The organism is Klebsiella sp. CN_Kp073 (assembly GCF_040065495.2).
GTDB classification, from domain to species: domain Bacteria; phylum Pseudomonadota; class Gammaproteobacteria; order Enterobacterales; family Enterobacteriaceae; genus Klebsiella; species Klebsiella aerogenes.
Genome location: NZ_CM198051.1, coordinates 5,079,170 through 5,096,575 on the forward strand (window position 1 = coordinate 5,079,170; position 17,406 = coordinate 5,096,575).

The following is a 17,406-nucleotide window of genomic DNA, read 5'->3' on the forward strand; positions in this document are numbered from 1 at the left end:
AGAGAAGCGATCTTCTGCTATCTGACTGTCATACAACAGTTTTCATGGAGCGATTTTGAAGAAAGTCAGCATTATAGATGTGGCGAAACTGGCCGGCGTTTCCGTTTCTACGGTCTCGCTGGTATTACGTCAGAAGGGAAAAATTTCCGACGCCACCATCGAAAAAGTCAATGCTGCCATCCAGGAGCTCGGCTATGTGCATAACGTCGCCGCCGCCAACCTTCGCGCCAACACCACCAATCTAATCGGCCTGATTCTTCGCGACTTCAACGACAGTTTTTCCATCAAAGTGATGGCCAACATCGTGCAGGAACTGGAGAAACAGGGCTATATGGTATTTCTCGGCCAGCCGCTTAACGATAGCGACTATCTGGATCGCTGCCTGCTGTCGTTTAAACAACAGGGCGTCGCCGGCGTGATTTATCTTGATGCCGATACCACCCGCGATACGCTGCCTGCAGCGCTGCTGCAATGTCCCCTGCCTCTGGTGACGGTCTCGCAAACGCCGTTAACCGGCAACCGCGATCAGGTGGTCCGCGATAATCGTCAGGCCGCCAGCATCGCCGCGCGTTATCTGATAGAGCGTGGTCATCGCTATATTGCCTACATCGGCGGTCAGGAAGACGATCTTATTCGTCAGCAGCGGTTGCTCGGCTTTTACAGCACGCTGGAGAAAAACGGCATGACGGTACGCGAAGAGTTTGCGCCCGCCTGTCACGACAATACCCAGGCCGCCAGTATCGCCACTCGTCAGTTACTGGAAAAGAATAATGCCATTACCGCGCTGCTCTGCCATTCACCGGATGCGATGATTGGCTGCCTCAATGGTATTCATCAGGTAGGACGAACGGTGGGAAAAGACGTCTTTCTTACCCAACAAGTGGCGCTGGTGGGCTTCGAAGATATGATGCATGTGAATTTGACTTCGCCATCTTTTACCTATGTCTCTTCCGCCAGCGAAGAGACCGGCCGTCAGGCCGCCGCGTTAATTATCCGCAAGATCAAAGAACCGGCTCTCCCTACCCAGCGTATTACCCTTTCCGGACAACTGGTGACGCGGGAGTCAGCATAATGAAGGCCGGCCCAGCGGGCCGGCCTGACAGATTACAGCAGCTGCGCCAGACGATTGATATCTGACTGAATGGCCCCGGCGGTAACATCGCGGCCTGCGCCTGGCCCACGAATCACCATTGGGTTATCGCGGTACCAGCGACTCTCGATGGCAAAGACGTTATCGCACGGCAAAAGCGCCGCCAGCGGATGTTCCTGACGCACTGCTTCTACTCCGACGCGCGCTTTACCGTTGGCATCAAAACGCGCCACGTAACGCAACACCAGCCCCATTTCACGGGCGGCTTCAAGGCGCTGCAGCATCTGTTCATTCAGCTCTTCGCCGTTCTCAAAGAAGTGGTCGACCGAGCCCTCTTCGCAATGCGCCGGAACCAGCGATTCCACGCGCACCTGATCCGGCTCGATATTGTAACCAGCTTCGCGCGCCAGGATCACCAGCTTGCGCATCACGTCTTTACCCGACAGGTCAACGCGCGGGTCCGGTTCGGTCAGCCCTTGCTGCCAGGCCTGATCCACCAGTTCGGTAAATGGCACCGTGCCGTCAAACTGCAAGAACAGCCAGGAGAGCGTACCAGAGAAGATACCGCTCAGCCCCAGGATGGTATCGCCGCTGTCGATCAGATCGCGCACCGTATGGTTAACCGGCAAGCCTGCGCCGACGGTGGCGTTATACAGCCAGTGACGGCCGGTCTTTTCGAAGGCGTCGTGGATCTGGCGATATTTATCGCTGCTGCTGGCGCCCGCCAACTTATTGGCGCTGATCACATGGAAACCGTGGCTGGCGAAATCCAGATACTGATCGGCCAGCTGTTCGCTGGCGGTCACGTCCAGCACCACTAAATCATCATAAGGGTGCGCGCGCATCCACAGGAATAGCGACTCTTCATCCTGCTCGACCGCTTCATCTTCAAAGAATGCCAATGCGCGGCTGGCATCCAGACCTTCGTAATTCAGCAGGCTACGGCGGCTATCCACCACCCCGGCCAGCAGGAACTCAAAGCCGGTGCGGGCGGAAAGCGTGCTCTGCTCGCGCGCGAACAACTCCAGCCAGCGGGAGCCGATATTGCCTTTGCCGAACAGCACCAGGCCGATGCGTTTTTCAGCGCGGAACACGGAGTGATGTAGTCCCTGAATCAGGCTCTCGGTTGGGCCGGCGCGCAGCACCGCCACCAGGCTGATGCCCTCTTCCGATTGCCAGGTAAACTCTACCGGCTGCCCTTTCAACTGCTGCCAGAAACGGTGGCAATGCAGTGGATTGCGGGTCACGCCCGCGCCGACCATCGCCACCAGCGCCAGCTTCTGACGCAGACGCAGCTCGCCAGGCAGGCCCGCTTCATCCAGCAGTTTCAGCGCGCTGTCGGCCACTTCAGAGGTGTAGCAGAACTGCAGCAGCTTACGGTCGGCATGCACGCCCACCGCCAGCGGGCGCAGCTGCGCGCGTTTAAAAATCTGATCCAGCTCTTTATGCGCCAGTTTGAAATCCTGACCGGCCGGTACCTGGAATTCAATCAGGCAGACGTCGTCGTGACTGGTGACGATACGCGCGCCGGTGCCGGATGCCAGCACGCGCTCAATGCGCGTCGAACCCTGGTCCGGGGTGTAACTACAACGCAGCTGTAAATCGATATCGCTACCAGAAACCGGCTGTAGCGTACGCGCGTGCAGCACCGGCGCCGCCAGGCGAGCCAGCTCGCTGGCTTCATCAAGACGCAGCAGCGGCAGCAGGCACGCATCTTTCACTTTACGCGGGTCGGCGCTATAAACCCCGGCCACGTCGCTCCAGATGGTGACGCGGGAAACACCGGCCAACGCGCCGATTTGGGTGGCGGAGTAGTCGGAACCGTTACGGCCCAGCAGTACGGTTTCCCCGGCATTGTTACGGGCGATAAAGCCGGTCACCACCAGCCGTTTGTTGGGGTGCTGCGCCATCAACTGTTGTAACAGCGGGTAGGATAAGCCTTCATCAACCTGCGGCTGCGCGGCGCGTTCCGCGCGCAGGAAAGCGCGCGCGTCCAGCCAGGCGGCTTCAACGCCAAGGTGGTTTAGTACCGCCGCCATCAGGCGCGCGGACCACACTTCGCCGTGGCCGACGACTTCGGCATATACCGCATCGGTGACGCCGCTATCCAGCAGGCCCGCCAGACGCTCAAGATCGTGAATAAACGTCGCGATCAGCGCGTCGGCGGCGTCCGCCGGCAGCAGGCCGGCGATCAGGTCCATTTGATAGCGACGCAGCGCTTGTTGCACCTGATGCGCAGAAAGACGATCGGTCTGGCTTAGCTGCAGCCAGCTAATCAGCTGGTTGGTGGTGCTACCGGCGGCAGAGACGACCATCATATCGCCTGCCTGCGCGTAGTCGGTCATGATCCCGGCGACGCGCAGGTAACATTTCGCATCCGCTAAACTACTCCCACCAAATTTGTGCAGCTGACGACCCTTCGCCCCTGCCTGCGCAATCACACTCATCTTTATTCCTCGTTTGCTGCCCGGAAGCCATTTTCCAGGTCGGCAATTAAATCTTCACCATCTTCAATACCGGTCGAAATACGCAGGAGCGTTTCCGAGATCCCTGCCGCCGCACGCGCTTCCGGCGCCATGCCCGCATGCGTCATCGTCGCCGCATGGGAAATCAGGCTCTCAACGCCCCCCAACGATTCCGCCAGCGTAAATAGCGATAAACCGCTCAAGAAGCGACGCAGCGTCTGCTCATCGCCATCGAGCTCGAAGCTTAGCATCGCCCCAAAACCTTTTTGCTGACGCGCCGCAATCTCATGCCCCTGGTTTTCCGGCAGGGACGGATGATACAGCTTTTTCACCAGCGGCTGGGTTTTCAGATAGTCGACTATCGCCTGCGCGTTGCGCTGCGCCACTTCCATTCGTGGAGAAAGGGTACGCAAACCACGCAATAACAGATAGCTATCAAACGCCCCGCCGGTGACGCCGATATTATTCGCCCACCATGCCAGTTCGGTGACAGTCTCAGGATCTTTGGCAATCACCACCCCGGCGACCACGTCAGAGTGGCCGTTGAGATATTTGGTGCACGAATGCAACACCAGATCGGCGCCCAGCGCCAGCGGATTTTGCAACGCCGGGCTGAGGAAGGTGTTATCCACCACGCTCACCGCGCCGGCTTCACGCGCCAGCCCGCAGATTTTCGCAATATCGACCACCCGCAGCAATGGGTTGCTCGGGCTTTCGACCAGCACCAGCTTCGGTTGTTCCGCTAACGCTTCGCGTAATGCCTGTTCATCGCTTTGATCGACAAAGCGCACGCGATAGCAGCCGCGTTTCGCCAGGCTGTCAAACAGACGATAGCTGCCGCCATAACAGTCGTGCGGCGCCACCAGCAGATCGCCCGGCTTCAGGAACACCGTGGTCACCAGCAGAATAGCCGACATTCCGGTATTGGTCAGTACCGCGCCGGCGCCGCCTTCCAGTTCCGCCAGCGCGCGCTGTACGACATCGCGAGTCGGGTTGCCGCGTCGGGAATAATCGTGGGCGCGGGGTTCATTGAAACCGGTGAAATTATAGGTGCTGGAGAGATGGATCGGCGGGACAACGCAACCGTACTGTTCGTCGTCATTTAAACCGCTACGCACTGCAATGGTGGCCTGTTTACGCGTCATGTTGGACAGTTCCTGGGCTGTTCGGTGAGAAGTCAGGCCTCAGAGTAATCATTGTCACAATAGACGTCAATACATCTGGACATCTAAACTTCTTTGCGTATAGATTGAGCAAAAGACAAATAGCCGTTAAAATTATATGCATTAGCGCACGTCGGCGGCGGCTTATCTCATGTCAGAAAGCACGCTCATACGGTAAACTACGCGCAATTATGGCCGGGCGTAATGTTCTGGCCCTTAACTAATAAACAGAGGATTAAGGTATCTCATGGCTGAATGGAGCGGCGAATATATCAGCCCATACGCTGAGCACGGTAAGAAGAGTGAGCAAGTAAAAAAAATTACGGTTTCCATTCCTCTGAAGGTGTTAAAGATCCTCACCGATGAACGCACGCGTCGTCAGGTGAACAACCTGCGTCACGCCACGAATAGCGAACTGCTGTGCGAGGCGTTCCTGCATGCCTTTACCGGTCAACCGTTACCTAACGATGAAGACCTGCGTAAAGAGCGCAGCGATGAAATCCCGGAAGCGGCGAAAGAGATTATGCGTGAACTGGGCATCGACCCGGATACGTGGGAATACTAAGACATAAAAAAAGCGGAAGATATCTTCCGCTTTTTTATTCCTCGCGTTGCCAGACGAAGGATACAAAAAAGCCGCCCTGAGGCGGCTCTTTCTGGCAACTTACTTGCTGCCCGGGATGCTGAAGCGCTTGTTGAAGCGGTCAACACGGCCACCGGTAGCAACATCACGCTGTTTGCCGGTGTAGAACGGGTGGCATTTACCGCACACGTCGAGGTTCAGGTCGTGACCAACGGTGGAACGGATTTTCATGACATTACCGCAAGAACAGGTAGCAGTAATTTCGTCGTAATTTGGGTGAATACCTTTTTTCATGGGAGAACCTCAGTTAAGGCCGCGTCGCTCTTCCAGCCCTAACGCCAGACACCACGCGATATTAATAATTTCCCGACGACCTTCGCACAGCTGGCGCATACCGGCTTAACGAATTTCCCGGGTTTTGGGAGTTTGATGCGGCATAAAGCGCACCAAAGGCGGCGAATCATACAGAATTTGACCAGCAGATGCAAACTTATCCGCGTCGCCTTCGGTAATGTGTATACTAACCCGCCAGATTTCAAGTCAGGAAGATTCCATGTCCGTCGCTCATGTCGCCCTGCCCGTTCCGCTGCCCCGCACCTTTGACTATTTGTTGCCTGAAGGCATCCCGGTCAAGGCGGGCTGTCGCGTACGCGTGCCGTTCGGCAAACAGGAGCGGATCGGTATCGTGGTGTCGGTCAGCGAGCGTAGCGAACTCCCGCTCGCGGAACTCAAACCGGTCGCCGAAGCGCTGGATAGCGAACCGGTATTCTCCTCTACCGTCTGGCGCATGCTGCTATGGGCCGCGGATTACTATCATCATCCCATCGGCGACGTGCTGTTCCACGCGCTGCCGATTATGCTGCGCCAGGGCAAACCGGCCAGCGCCGCGCCAATGTGGTACTGGTTTGCGACGGAACAGGGACAAGCGCTGGATATCAATAGCCTTAAACGCTCGCCGAAGCAGCAGCAGGCGCTGGCGGCGCTGCGCCAGGGCAAAATCTGGCGCTATCAGGTCGCAGAACTTGAATTCAATGACGCGGCGCTACAGGCGCTGCGCGGCAAAGGGCTGGCGGAATTGGCCAGCGAATCCCCAGCCATTAGCGATTGGCGGACCAGCTTCGCTGTGCCCGGCGAACGGCTGCGTCTGAATACCGAGCAGGCGACCGCCGTCGGGGCAATTCATAGCGCCTCGGACCGTTTTTCCGCCTGGCTGCTGGCGGGTATTACCGGCTCAGGGAAAACGGAAGTCTATCTTAGCGTACTGGAGAACGTGCTGGCGCAGGGTCGACAGGCGCTGGTGATGGTACCGGAAATCGGCCTGACGCCGCAGACCATCGCCCGCTTCCGCCAGCGTTTTAACGCCCCGGTGGAGGTGCTGCATTCGGGTCTGAACGACAGCGAGCGCCTCGCATCATGGCTAAAGGCGAAAAATGGCGAAGCGGCGATCGTTATCGGTACCCGCTCGTCGCTGTTTACGCCGTTTAAAGACCTCGGCGTTATTGTCATCGACGAAGAACACGATAGCTCCTATAAACAGCAAGAAGGCTGGCGTTATCACGCTCGCGACCTGGCGGTATGGCGCGCCCACAGCGAACAGATCCCGATTATCCTCGGCTCGGCGACCCCGGCGCTGGAGACGCTCTACAACGTGCGCCAGCGTAAGTACCGTGAGTTAAAGCTGACCAAACGCGCGGGCAACGCCCGCCCGGCGCAGCAGCACGTGCTCGATTTAAAGGGCCAACAGCTACAGGCGGGGCTTTCGCCTGCGCTGATTAATCGCATGCGCCAGCATCTGCAGGCCGACAATCAGGTGATCCTGTTTTTGAACCGCCGCGGTTTCGCCCCGGCGCTGCTGTGCCACGACTGCGGCTGGATAGCGGAGTGCCCGCGCTGCGATAGTTACTACACCCTGCATCAGGCGCAACACCATCTGCGCTGCCACCACTGCGACAGCCAGCGCCCCATTCCGCGCCAATGTCCTTCCTGCGGGTCGACGCACCTGGTGCCAGTCGGTCTGGGGACCGAACAGCTGGAGCAAGCGCTGGCGCCGATGTTTCCTGATGTACCAATCTCACGCATCGACCGCGATACCACCAGCCGTAAAGGGGCGCTGGAGCAATATCTTGCCGACGTCCATCGCGGCGGCGCGCGCATTCTGATTGGTACCCAAATGCTGGCTAAGGGACATCATTTCCCGGACGTCACCCTGGTGTCGCTGCTGGATGTCGATGGCGCGCTGTTTTCCGCCGACTTCCGCTCGGCGGAGCGTTTTGCCCAGCTCTATACCCAGGTCTCCGGCCGCGCCGGACGCGCGGGCAAACAAGGTGAAGTGATCCTGCAAACCCACCATCCGGAACACCCGCTGCTGCAGACCCTGCTCTATAAAGGCTACGATGCGTTTGCCGAGCAGGCGCTGGCGGAGCGGCAAACCATGCAGCTACCGCCGTGGACCAGCCACGTTCTGATCCGCGCCGAAGACCATAATAACCAGCAGGCGCCGCTGTTTTTACAGCAGCTACGTAACCTGCTGCAGGCCAGCCCGCTGGCTGATGATAAACTGTGGGTACTCGGCCCGGTTCCCGCGCTGGCGCCGAAGCGCGGCGGGCGCTGGCGCTGGCAAATTCTACTCCAGCACCCTTCCCGCATACGTCTACAGCATATCGTCAGCGGTACGCTGGCGTTGATAAACACCCTGCCGGAAGCGCGTAAAGTGAAGTGGGTACTGGATGTCGATCCTATTGAAGGCTAAGTCTTCTCTTGCGAGGCGGATCGAAAAATTCAACAACCGTCACGTTTTTCATGAAAATTCTGTAACTCTCAGGCTGTACTATCTGTTAAAAATGTTGCTGATGTCAGCACGCAAGGGATGTGTCTGCGCAGTCAGCGAGGAGAAACCAGGTGAAGCCCAAAAAACAAATGGTTGCCGCCACCATGAAAGACGTCGCCCTGAAGGCAAACGTTTCAACGGCAACCGTATCCCGTGCGCTAATGAATCCCGACAAAGTGTCGCAGGCAACCCGTAGTCGGGTGGAGCAGGCGGCGCAGGAAGTCGGCTATTTACCGCAGTCGCTCGGGCGTAACATGAAACGCAATGAGTCGCGGACGATCCTTGTGATCGTGCCGGATATTTGCGATCCCTTCTTCAGTGAGGTGATTCGCGGTATTGAAGTGACTGCCGCCGACGAAGGCTATCTGGTGCTGATCGGCGATTGCGCCCATCAGAATCAGAAAGAAAAAACCTTTATTGATCTCATTATCACCAAACAAATTGACGGTATGGTGCTGCTGAGCTCGCGCCTGCCGTTCGACGCCAGCGTCGAAGAGCAGCGTAATTTGCCGCCGATGGTCATGTCGAACGAGTTCGCGCCGGAGCTGGAGCTCCCTACCGTGCATATCGATAACCTGACCGCCGCGTTTAATGCCGTCAATTATCTCCACGAACTGGGGCATCAACGTATCGGCTGTATCGCCGGGCCGGAGGATATGCCGCTGTGCCATTACCGGCTGCAGGGATACGTTCAGGCGCTGCGCCGCAGCGGTATCACCGTCGATCCGCACTACATCGCCCGCGGCAACTTTACCTTTGAAGCCGGTGCCAACGCGCTGGAGCAACTGCTGGCGCAGCCGGTGCCGCCGACCGCGGTCTTTTGCCATAGCGACGTCATGGCGCTGGGCGCGTTGTCGCTGGCCAAACGCCGCGGCCTGAGGGTGCCGGAGGATTTATCGATTGTTGGGTTTGATAACATCGCGTTGTCTGAATTTTGCGATCCGCCGTTAACCACCGTTTCACAGCCGCGTTTTGATATCGGCCGTGAAGGAATGCTGCTTTTACTCGAGCAAATGCAGGGCCGTAACGTCAACAGCGGCTCGCGTCTGCTCGATTGCGAACTGATCGTTCGCGGCAGTACGCAAAAAATCAGACGATAACCATCAGGCTTTCGGGCCTGCTCTTCTGGTCAAAGGCCCGCCGCTTAAGTAACATGGCGGGCTGACGAACGAATATAAGACAGCGAAACGATAGTGGCACAACGAGATTATGTACGCCGCAGCCAACCGGCTCCTTCGCGGCGCAAAAAGAGCAGCCCCCGAAGCTCAAGGAACAAGCAAAGTAGCCTTCCGGCGATTTCACCGACTATGGTTGCGATCGCGGCGGCCGTGCTGGTGGCCTTTATCGGTGGTCTGTATTTCATTACCCATCACAAGAAAGAAGAAGCGGAAGCGCTGCAAAACCGCCAGGCGGCAGGCAACGGTCTTCCGCCGAAGCCGGAAGAGCGCTGGCGCTATATTAAAGAGCTGGAAAGCCGCCAGCCGGGCGTTCGCGCGCCTACCGAGCCGACCGCCGGCGGCGAAGTGATGAAACCCGAGCAGCTAACCGACGAGCAGCGCCAACTGTTGGCGCAGATGCAGGCGGATATGCGTCAGCAGCCCACGCAGCTGACCGAAGTGCCGTGGAACGAACAAACGCCGGCGCAGCGTCAGCAGACGCTGCAGCGTCAACGTCTGGCACAACAACAGCAGCAGGCGCAGCAGCAACAGTGGGCGCAGACTCAGCAGCAGACCACGCAGCAACAGCCGCGCGTCCAGCAGCCGAAGCCGGTGCAGCAACAGCAACCGAAGCAAACCGCGTCTAACCAGCAGCCGTATCAGGATCTGCTGCAGACGCCGGCGCATAACACCACCACGCAGCCGAAAACCCAGGCCGCCGCGCCGGTCGCCCGCGTGGAAGAAGCGCCGAAAGCCGCAGCCGCCGAGAAGAAAGACGATCGCAGCTGGATGGTTCAGTGTGGTTCCTTTAAAGGCGCCGAGCAGGCCGAAACCGTGCGCGCTCAGTTAGCCTTTGAGGGCTTTGCTTCGCACATCACCACCAATAACGGCTGGAATCGGGTGGTGATTGGGCCGCTGAAAGGCAAAGAGAACGCCAACGATATGATCAACCGTCTCAAGATGGCCGGACACGCAAACTGCATCCGTCTCGCCGCCAGGGGTTGAAACCCCAAAAATCCCCCCCATCTATAATTGCATTCTGCCCCGCGTAACGCGCGGGGCCCCTATTCCGCTTTTGCAACCAAGGGGTCTGCTCGTGACAACAATAGTTAGTGTTCGCCGTAACGGCCATGTCGTTATCGCCGGTGATGGCCAGGCCACGCTGGGCAACACCGTGATGAAAGGCAACGTGAAGAAAGTGCGTCGTCTGTACAACGACAAAGTGATCGCTGGTTTCGCTGGCGGCACCGCTGACGCCTTCACCCTGTTCGAACTTTTCGAACGTAAGCTGGAGATGCATCAGGGCCATCTGGTGAAAGCCGCCGTTGAGCTGGCGAAAGACTGGCGTACCGACCGCATGCTGCGCAAGCTGGAAGCGCTGCTCGCCGTCGCTGACGAAAACGCGTCGCTTATCATTACCGGTAACGGTGACGTGGTTCAGCCAGAAAACGATTTGATTGCGATTGGCTCCGGCGGGCCATATGCCCAGGCCGCCGCTCGCGCGCTGCTGGAAAACACCGAAATGGGCGCTCGCGACATCGCCGAGAAAGCGTTGGATATTGCAGGGGATATCTGCATCTATACCAACCACTTCCACACCATCGAAGAATTACCTTCTAAAGCGTAAGGATCTCCCATGTCTGAAATGACCCCACGCGAAATTGTCAGCGAACTGGACAAACATATTATCGGCCAGGACGCAGCCAAGCGTTCTGTTGCTATCGCCCTGCGTAACCGCTGGCGCCGTATGCAGCTTAATGAAGAGCTGCGTCATGAAGTCACACCGAAAAACATTCTGATGATTGGCCCGACCGGCGTCGGTAAAACCGAAATCGCCCGTCGTCTGGCGAAACTGGCCAACGCGCCGTTCATCAAAGTTGAAGCGACCAAGTTCACCGAAGTGGGCTATGTTGGTAAAGAAGTGGACTCTATCATCCGCGATCTGACCGACGCCGCGATCAAAATGGTCCGCATGCAGTCCATCGATAAAAACCGCTATCGCGCCGAAGAAATGGCCGAAGAGCGTATCCTCGACGTGCTGATCCCGCCGGCGAAAAACAACTGGGGCCAGGCTGAACAGCCGCAGGAGCCTTCAGCTGCGCGTCAGGCATTCCGCAAGAAATTGCGCGAAGGCCAGCTTGACGACAAAGAGATCGAAATCGACCTCGCCGCGGCGCCAATGGGCGTTGAAATCATGTCCCCTCCGGGCATGGAAGAGATGACCAGCCAGCTGCAGTCCATGTTCCAGAACCTGGGCGGCCAGAAACAGAAACCGCGTAAGCTGAAAATCAAAGACGCGATGAAGCTGCTTATCGAAGAAGAAGCAGCGAAGCTGGTTAACCCGGAAGAGCTGAAGCAAGAAGCTATCGACGCCGTTGAACAGCACGGTATCGTGTTTATCGACGAAATCGACAAAATCTGTAAGCGCGGCGGCAACTCCTCCGGCCCGGATGTGTCTCGTGAAGGCGTTCAGCGCGACCTGCTGCCGCTGGTGGAAGGCTGCACCGTCTCCACTAAACACGGGATGGTGAAAACCGATCACATTCTGTTTATCGCCTCCGGCGCGTTCCAGGTCGCCAGCCCATCCGATCTGATCCCGGAACTGCAGGGCCGTCTGCCGATCCGCGTTGAGCTGAAAGCGCTGACCACCCATGATTTCGAACGTATTCTGACCGAGCCGAATGCCTCCATCACCGTGCAGTACAAAGCGCTGATGGCCACCGAAGGCGTGAATATCGAATTCACCGAAGATGGTATCAAGCGTATCGCTCAGGCCGCATGGCAGGTTAACGAAACCACCGAAAACATCGGCGCGCGTCGCCTGCACACGGTGCTGGAACGTCTGATCGAAGATATCTCTTATGATGCCAGCGAAATGAACGGCCAGACGGTGACCATCGACGGTGATTATGTCGGTAAACACCTGGATGTTCTGGTGGCAGATGAAGATTTGAGCCGTTTTATCCTATAATCCGGTTCAATGCATTTTCATCACACACGATGGGGCTATGATAGCCCCATTTTTTTGGCTGAAAGAAATGACTGAACAACCGATAACACGCACCAAGGCCTGGCTTGAAAGCCTGCGTCCCAAAACATTACCTCTGGCGTTCGCCGCTATCGTCGTCGGCACCGCGTTGGCGTGGCAGCAAGGCCACTTCGATCCGCTGGTCGCGCTGCTGGCGCTCATCACCGCCGGTTTGCTGCAAATTTTATCTAATCTCGCCAATGATTATGGCGACGCCGTTAAAGGCAGCGATAAACCTGACCGTATTGGGCCGCTGCGCGGAATGCAAAAAGGCGCCATCACCCAAGCGCAGATGAAACGCGCGCTGATCGTAACGGTAGCGCTGATTTGCCTTTCCGGCCTGGCGTTGCTGTTCTCCGCCTGGCAGACAATGGCGGACTTCATCGGCTTTATGGTGCTCGGCGGGTTGTCGATTATTGCGGCTATCACTTATACCGTTGGCACGCGTCCTTACGGCTATATTGGCCTTGGCGATATCTCGGTGCTGGTTTTCTTCGGCTGGCTGAGCGTCGTCGGCAGTTGGTATCTGCAGGCGCACAGCATCGACGCGGTTATTTTCCTGCCCGCTACCGCCTGTGGCCTGCTGGCCGCCGCGGTGCTGAATATCAATAACCTGCGCGATATCGATAGCGACCGTTCGAACGGTAAAAATACGTTGGCGGTCCGTCTGGGGCCAATTAACGCTCGCCGTTATCACAGCCTCCTGCTGTTCGGCGCTCCACTGTGCCTGGCGCTGTTTAACCTGCTGGCGCTGCGCAGCCTGTGGGGCTGGCTGTTTATTCTCGCCATTCCGCTACTGGTGAAACAGGCGCGTTTCGTCATGCGTGAGCGCGAACCGGTGGCGATGCGTCCGATGCTCGAACGCACGGTCAAAGCGGCATTATTAACCAACCTGCTGTTTGTCATCGGGATTATCGGCAGTAAGCTGGCGGCATAACTGACAAATATCAATTAACAATTGATGATTTTGCAAACAATGCAGTTCACGGGATATACTAAAAATTCTCGCAGCAACTGAACGTTAAGCCTATGAAATACGATACTTCCGAGCTTTGCGACATCTACCAGGAAGATGTCAATGTCGTGGAACCGCTGTTTTCCAACTTTGGAGGGCGGTCGTCGTTTGGTGGACAGATCATTACGGTAAAATGTTTCGAGGATAACGGGTTGCTCTACGATCTGCTCGAGCAGAATGGCCGTGGTCATATTCTCCTCATCGACGGCGGCGGTTCCGTGCGACGCGCGTTAATTGACGCAGACCTGGCGCGTCTGGCGGTACAAAACGAATGGGAAGGGCTGGTGGTCTATGGCGCGGTGCGCCAGGTTGACGACCTGGAAGATTTAGATATCGGTATCCAGGCATTAGCCGCCATTCCAGTGGCCGCTGCAGGGGAAGGTATCGGCGAAAGCGACGTGCGCGTCAATTTCGGCGGCGTCACCTTCTTCTCCGGCGATCATCTGTATGCCGACAATACCGGTATCATCCTTTCCGAGGATGCGCTGGATATCGAATAGCACTAGCATTGAAAGGCAGGCGCAGCCTGCCTTTTCTTTATAACCAGGATGGTTAATCGCTCACACAAGTGCAAAGGAGTGCATGACTTGCGTGAAATACTCTATTTCCTCAGCTTTATTTCGATACCATGGCTACTATATCGAGGATTTCGCATCCTGATTTTAGCCCAACCGCCCTATGTCCTTGCTGCGTCATTACGCTTAGGAGCAGCTTTCGTTATATTTATCGGTGCGGTATCTCTTCCACGTAACGCAGCGACCTTTGAAAAGGAATACAAAGAAATCGTTGGCTATCCATCGACCCAAGTAACACTGCAATTTGCAACGCTGGACAACTCGCAAAAACAACAAATTTTGCAAGAAATGGCTGATTACTTTTCTGATACAGAAAAAATGCTGAAAGTGACGCAAAAGAAGGCGACAGGAAAAGGCCCAAATTTATGGTATAGAACTCCCGAGAAAAACTACAGAACCTGGCACGATACGATCCCTACGCGCTACCGCTGGCAAGAAAATCGGCTGGAGATAGCCACCGGCAGACCACTTGAAGATGAAGAAATAGATACTTTAGAAGCGGTGTTAAGATTAACAATCGCGCAAGAAAATCATTCTGTTTTTTCTGAGCTGTTAAGCCAATCGCTAGAAAATTATCATTTGCAACGCAAGGTTCAATTTCGCCCTTGAAATCGAAACCCACGCTTGTCGATAACCAGCATACCGAGCATGGCTCGCTCGGTTTTATACGCTACGAAAAAAAGGCCTTCTCACTGAGAAGGCCTTTTTGCTATGCCGAGAAACTTAGTACAGTTTCTTCGCGCAATCCATCCAGTCAGACTTGAACGGACGCTTCATATTTTCGATAGCATCGATGATGTCGTGGTGAACCAGCTTCTCGTTCTGGATACCGACACAGCGGCCGCCAAAGCCCTGCAGCAGCAGTTCAATAGCATATGCGCCCATGCGGGAAGCCAGAATACGGTCGTAAGGAACCGGAGAGCCGCCGCGCTGAATGTGACCCAGCACGGTCGCACGAGTTTCACGGCCCGTTTCTTTCTCAATGAAGCTAGCCAGTTCGTCAACGTCGCACATGTGCTCGGTGATGGCCACGATCGCGTGTTTCTTACCTTTTGCGATGCCGGCTTTGATTTCAGCCACCAGATCGTCGCGGGTATATTCTACTTCCGGCACCATGATGAACTCACAGCCGCCGGCAATCGCCGCCGCCAGCGTCAGATCGCCACAGTAGCGGCCCATCACTTCCACCACAGAGATACGCTGGTGCGAAGAGGAGGTGTCACGCAGGCGGTCAATAGCTTCAACAACGGTGCTCAGCGCGGTAAAGAAACCGATAGTGTAGTCAGTACCTTTGATGTCGTTGTCGATGGTGCCCGGCAGGCCGATGCAAGGGAAACCCATCTCAGTCAGACGCATCGCACCCATATAGGAACCGTCGCCGCCGATAACAACCAGCGCGTCCAGGCCGCGCTTTTTCATATTTTCAATGGCGACTGCGCGAATATGCTCTTCACGGAATTCCGGGAAGCGAGCGGAACCGAGGAAGGTACCGCCGCGGTTGATCATGTCGGACACGCTGTAACGGTCAAGCTGAACCATACGATCTTCATACAGGCCGAGGTAACCGTCATAGATTCCAAAAACTTCCAGACCTTCCGTTAATGCCGCGCGCACAACGCCGCGAATTGCTGCGTTCATGCCCGGCGCATCACCGCCACTTGTCAACACACCGATTTTCTTAATCATGACTACCTCTGAACTTAGGAAGCAAAAAATAATCCTGTTGCCTGAAGCGCTCCCATACCAGGAGTGCACGACGATAATTGCAATAGTATATCAAACGCTTCTGGCTGAATTGATTCAGGTCAGACCAAATGGCGGTAATTTATACAAAAAATGCCTACCCGCCCCACATTTTTACATCGAGTTTACAGACTATAACCGAAAGCTCAAAAAACGCCCTGCTGCGCCGGCGGCACCACAGAACAGGGATCCTGATGGATAATCACATCCGATCCCGGGAAACGGCGCAAAATAGCCTGTTCCACCTGGTCGGCGATCACGTGCGCCTGCACCAGCGGGAGGTTATCTTCCATTTCCAAATGTATTTGAATAAAGCGAGTCGGCCCTGACTGCCGCGTTCGTAGATCGTGCGCGCCGCTGACGCCGGGCCAGCTGTTCACGATACTGATGATTTCCTGACGTTCCTCATCCGGAAGCGCGCGGTCTAATAACGATTGCACCGCGTCGTAACCCATACGCAGCGCGCTATATAAAATATAGATGCCAATCCCTAATGCAAACAGCGCATCGGCACGGTGCCAGCCGTACCAGGAGAGGCCGAGGGCGATAAGAATAGCGCCGTTCATCATAACATCAGACTGATAATGAAGCATATCCGCGCGCACGGCCTGGCTCTGGGTTTTTCTGACCACCCAGCGCTGAAAGGTCACCAGCATCAGGGTGCTTATCAAGGCGATCAGCGTCACCACCATCCCGACGCCTGCCGCCTGCATCGGTTCAGGGCGAATCAGATGCTGGATCCCGGTCAGGAACAGAAACAATGCCGAACCGGAGATAAACATGCTCTGCGCCAGCGCCGCCAGCGATTCCGCTTTCCCATGGCCAAAAGTATGTTCTTCATCAGCGGGTTGTAGCGAGTAACGCACCACCAGCAGGTTGGTCAGCGAGGCGGCAATATCCACCAGTGAATCCACCAGCGCCGCCAGAATACTCACCGAACCGGTATACCACCACGCAAAAATTTTGATCAAAAGTAACACGGAGGCCATCGCCGTCGCGGCAATAGCCGCGCGACTTACCAGCCGCCCATAAGATTGATTCATAAACGCTCCTTTTCCGGCGATGCGCTTAGTATAACCTGAACTTTTACCCGGAAGATGAACGGGCATGCGGCGGCTGAGGCGAAAAAAAGACAAAAAAAACCCCCACATCATGTGGGGGAAGACAGGGATGGTGTCTATGGCAAGGAAAACAGGGTTTGTTACTTGGGTTGCACGGTACTGCTACTACTGGAAAGCATCATGGCTGAGCCTTTCTGCATCCTTGCAACCTCACGCAACTGATCCATACGCTGCTGGTGCTTAGCATTTAAAACCGCTTGCTGCTCAGGGGTTAGCAGGTGGTACATCTGGTTGCGGACTTTCGCCATTTCTACCTGGCGGGCAACCTGTTCCTGCGCCATCTTTTCTGCCTGAGCGCGCACAGCGCTTTCATCAAATTTATCTGCGGTGACAAGGCTATGCATTGTCTCCAGTTCGCTAACATTAACAGGGAGCCGGTCATGGCGCGCCCGTTGCATAAGATCCCGTAACTGCTGTCGTTGCTGTTCGGTTAGACTTATGCCGTCAAACATATGGCTCTGGCCGCTGCGCTGGGCTCCTTCTTCACCGTGGAGCCAGTTAACGCCGGTAACGACTTCAGCGGCTTGGCTAGTAGCACTTAGCGCCAGCGTTGAGGCCATGACGGCAGCGATAACATTGCGCATCACATACTCCCAAAACGTTTGTGTCGCGATTCAACGAGAGACAGTTTACGATTCA

Annotated in this window: 16 protein-coding genes; 10 read left to right on the forward strand and 6 right to left on the reverse strand. The window is 56.2% G+C overall.

Features of this window, described 5'->3' with window-relative positions; translation table 11 throughout:
* Positions 1 to 55: 55 nt before the first annotated feature.
* Positions 56 to 1,072, forward strand: a complete 1,017-nt coding sequence (gene malI, locus ABLV66_RS24380) for a Mal regulon transcriptional regulator MalI (RefSeq protein WP_213317843.1) — start codon at positions 56 to 58, stop codon at positions 1,070 to 1,072.
* A gap of 32 nt (positions 1,073 to 1,104) precedes the next feature.
* On the opposite strand, the gene ABLV66_RS24385 is transcribed toward malI, so the two are convergent.
* Together ABLV66_RS24385 and metB are read right to left on the reverse strand one after the other, a co-directional pair.
* Positions 1,105 to 3,537: a bifunctional aspartate kinase/homoserine dehydrogenase II gene (locus tag ABLV66_RS24385; protein ID WP_045395300.1), complete on the reverse strand. Its 2,433-nt coding sequence runs from the start codon at positions 3,535 to 3,537 to the stop codon at positions 1,105 to 1,107.
* Between the two features lie 2 nt (positions 3,538 to 3,539).
* On the reverse strand, positions 3,540 to 4,700 hold the full coding sequence (gene metB / locus ABLV66_RS24390; RefSeq protein ID WP_015368924.1) for a cystathionine gamma-synthase: 1,161 nt from the start codon (positions 4,698 to 4,700) through the stop codon (positions 3,540 to 3,542).
* Between the two features lie 265 nt (positions 4,701 to 4,965).
* Between metB and metJ the strand changes: the two genes are divergently transcribed.
* Positions 4,966 to 5,283 (forward strand): met regulon transcriptional regulator MetJ, encoded by a 318-nt coding sequence (metJ, locus tag ABLV66_RS24395; RefSeq protein ID WP_004107547.1) that lies wholly within the window; start codon positions 4,966 to 4,968, stop codon positions 5,281 to 5,283.
* A gap of 99 nt (positions 5,284 to 5,382) precedes the next feature.
* Here the strand turns inward: metJ and rpmE are convergent, their stop codons facing one another.
* Positions 5,383 to 5,595, reverse strand: coding sequence for a 50S ribosomal protein L31 (gene rpmE, locus ABLV66_RS24400; protein WP_015368925.1), 213 nt, complete (start codon positions 5,593 to 5,595; stop codon positions 5,383 to 5,385).
* Positions 5,596 to 5,854: 259 nt separating this feature from the next.
* On the opposite strand from rpmE, the gene priA reads away from it, so the two are divergent.
* From priA to ABLV66_RS24440, 8 genes are all read left to right on the forward strand, one after another.
* Complete coding sequence (gene priA, locus ABLV66_RS24405) at positions 5,855 to 8,050, forward strand: primosomal protein N' (RefSeq protein ID WP_063414048.1); 2,196 nt, start codon at positions 5,855 to 5,857, stop codon at positions 8,048 to 8,050.
* A 149-nt stretch (positions 8,051 to 8,199) separates the two neighbouring features.
* Positions 8,200 to 9,228, forward strand: coding sequence for a DNA-binding transcriptional regulator CytR (cytR, locus tag ABLV66_RS24410; RefSeq protein WP_015368928.1), 1,029 nt, complete (start codon positions 8,200 to 8,202; stop codon positions 9,226 to 9,228).
* Positions 9,229 to 9,321: 93 nt separating this feature from the next.
* Complete coding sequence (ftsN, locus tag ABLV66_RS24415) at positions 9,322 to 10,290, forward strand: cell division protein FtsN (RefSeq protein WP_072048011.1); 969 nt, start codon at positions 9,322 to 9,324, stop codon at positions 10,288 to 10,290.
* Between the two features lie 91 nt (positions 10,291 to 10,381).
* Positions 10,382 to 10,912 carry an ATP-dependent protease subunit HslV gene (gene hslV, locus ABLV66_RS24420; protein ID WP_015368930.1) on the forward strand — a complete coding sequence of 177 codons (531 nt, stop codon included), beginning with the start codon at positions 10,382 to 10,384 and terminating at the stop codon, positions 10,910 to 10,912.
* Between the two features lie 9 nt (positions 10,913 to 10,921).
* Complete coding sequence (gene hslU, locus ABLV66_RS24425; RefSeq protein ID WP_045395296.1) at positions 10,922 to 12,256, forward strand: ATP-dependent protease ATPase subunit HslU; 1,335 nt, start codon at positions 10,922 to 10,924, stop codon at positions 12,254 to 12,256.
* A 67-nt stretch (positions 12,257 to 12,323) separates the two neighbouring features.
* Entirely contained in the window at positions 12,324 to 13,250 is a 927-nt protein-coding gene (menA, locus tag ABLV66_RS24430) for a 1,4-dihydroxy-2-naphthoate polyprenyltransferase (protein WP_348876291.1), read from the forward strand.
* A 92-nt stretch (positions 13,251 to 13,342) separates the two neighbouring features.
* A complete protein-coding gene (gene rraA / locus ABLV66_RS24435; protein WP_015703948.1) occupies positions 13,343 to 13,828 on the forward strand; it encodes a ribonuclease E activity regulator RraA in 486 nt (161 codons plus the stop codon).
* Between the two features lie 87 nt (positions 13,829 to 13,915).
* The gene (locus ABLV66_RS24440; RefSeq protein WP_348876280.1) at positions 13,916 to 14,512 is read left to right on the forward strand and encodes a hypothetical protein; all 597 of its coding nucleotides are present in this window, start codon (positions 13,916 to 13,918) and stop codon (positions 14,510 to 14,512) included.
* A gap of 114 nt (positions 14,513 to 14,626) precedes the next feature.
* Here ABLV66_RS24440 and pfkA read toward each other — a convergent pair whose 3' ends face one another.
* The 3 genes from pfkA to cpxP all read right to left on the reverse strand — a co-directional run bounded on the left by pfkA (position 14,627) and on the right by cpxP (position 17,351).
* Positions 14,627 to 15,589: a 6-phosphofructokinase gene (gene pfkA / locus ABLV66_RS24445; protein ID WP_015368934.1), complete on the reverse strand. Its 963-nt coding sequence runs from the start codon at positions 15,587 to 15,589 to the stop codon at positions 14,627 to 14,629.
* Between the two features lie 203 nt (positions 15,590 to 15,792).
* Positions 15,793 to 16,689: a CDF family cation-efflux transporter FieF gene (gene fieF / locus ABLV66_RS24450; RefSeq protein WP_045395293.1), complete on the reverse strand. Its 897-nt coding sequence runs from the start codon at positions 16,687 to 16,689 to the stop codon at positions 15,793 to 15,795.
* A 158-nt stretch (positions 16,690 to 16,847) separates the two neighbouring features.
* Positions 16,848 to 17,351: a cell-envelope stress modulator CpxP gene (gene cpxP, locus ABLV66_RS24455; RefSeq protein ID WP_015368936.1), complete on the reverse strand. Its 504-nt coding sequence runs from the start codon at positions 17,349 to 17,351 to the stop codon at positions 16,848 to 16,850.
* Between the last annotated feature and the right edge of the window lie 55 nt (positions 17,352 to 17,406).

Coding starts and splice junctions, on each gene's coding strand:
- ABLV66_RS24385 (WP_045395300.1), bottom strand. CDS start 3,537: ATGAGTGTGATTGCGCAGGCAGGGGCGAAGGGTCGTCAGCTGCACAAA.
- metB (WP_015368924.1), bottom strand. CDS start 4,700: ATGACGCGTAAACAGGCCACCATTGCAGTGCGTAGCGGTTTAAATGAC.
- metJ (WP_004107547.1), top strand. CDS start 4,966: ATGGCTGAATGGAGCGGCGAATATATCAGCCCATACGCTGAGCACGGT.
- rpmE (WP_015368925.1), bottom strand. CDS start 5,595: ATGAAAAAAGGTATTCACCCAAATTACGACGAAATTACTGCTACCTGT.
- priA (WP_063414048.1), top strand. CDS start 5,855: ATGTCCGTCGCTCATGTCGCCCTGCCCGTTCCGCTGCCCCGCACCTTT.
- hslU (WP_045395296.1), top strand. CDS start 10,922: ATGTCTGAAATGACCCCACGCGAAATTGTCAGCGAACTGGACAAACAT.
- menA (WP_348876291.1), top strand. CDS start 12,324: ATGACTGAACAACCGATAACACGCACCAAGGCCTGGCTTGAAAGCCTG.
- rraA (WP_015703948.1), top strand. CDS start 13,343: ATGAAATACGATACTTCCGAGCTTTGCGACATCTACCAGGAAGATGTC.
- pfkA (WP_015368934.1), bottom strand. CDS start 15,589: ATGATTAAGAAAATCGGTGTGTTGACAAGTGGCGGTGATGCGCCGGGC.
- fieF (WP_045395293.1), bottom strand. CDS start 16,689: ATGAATCAATCTTATGGGCGGCTGGTAAGTCGCGCGGCTATTGCCGCG.
- cpxP (WP_015368936.1), bottom strand. CDS start 17,351: ATGCGCAATGTTATCGCTGCCGTCATGGCCTCAACGCTGGCGCTAAGT.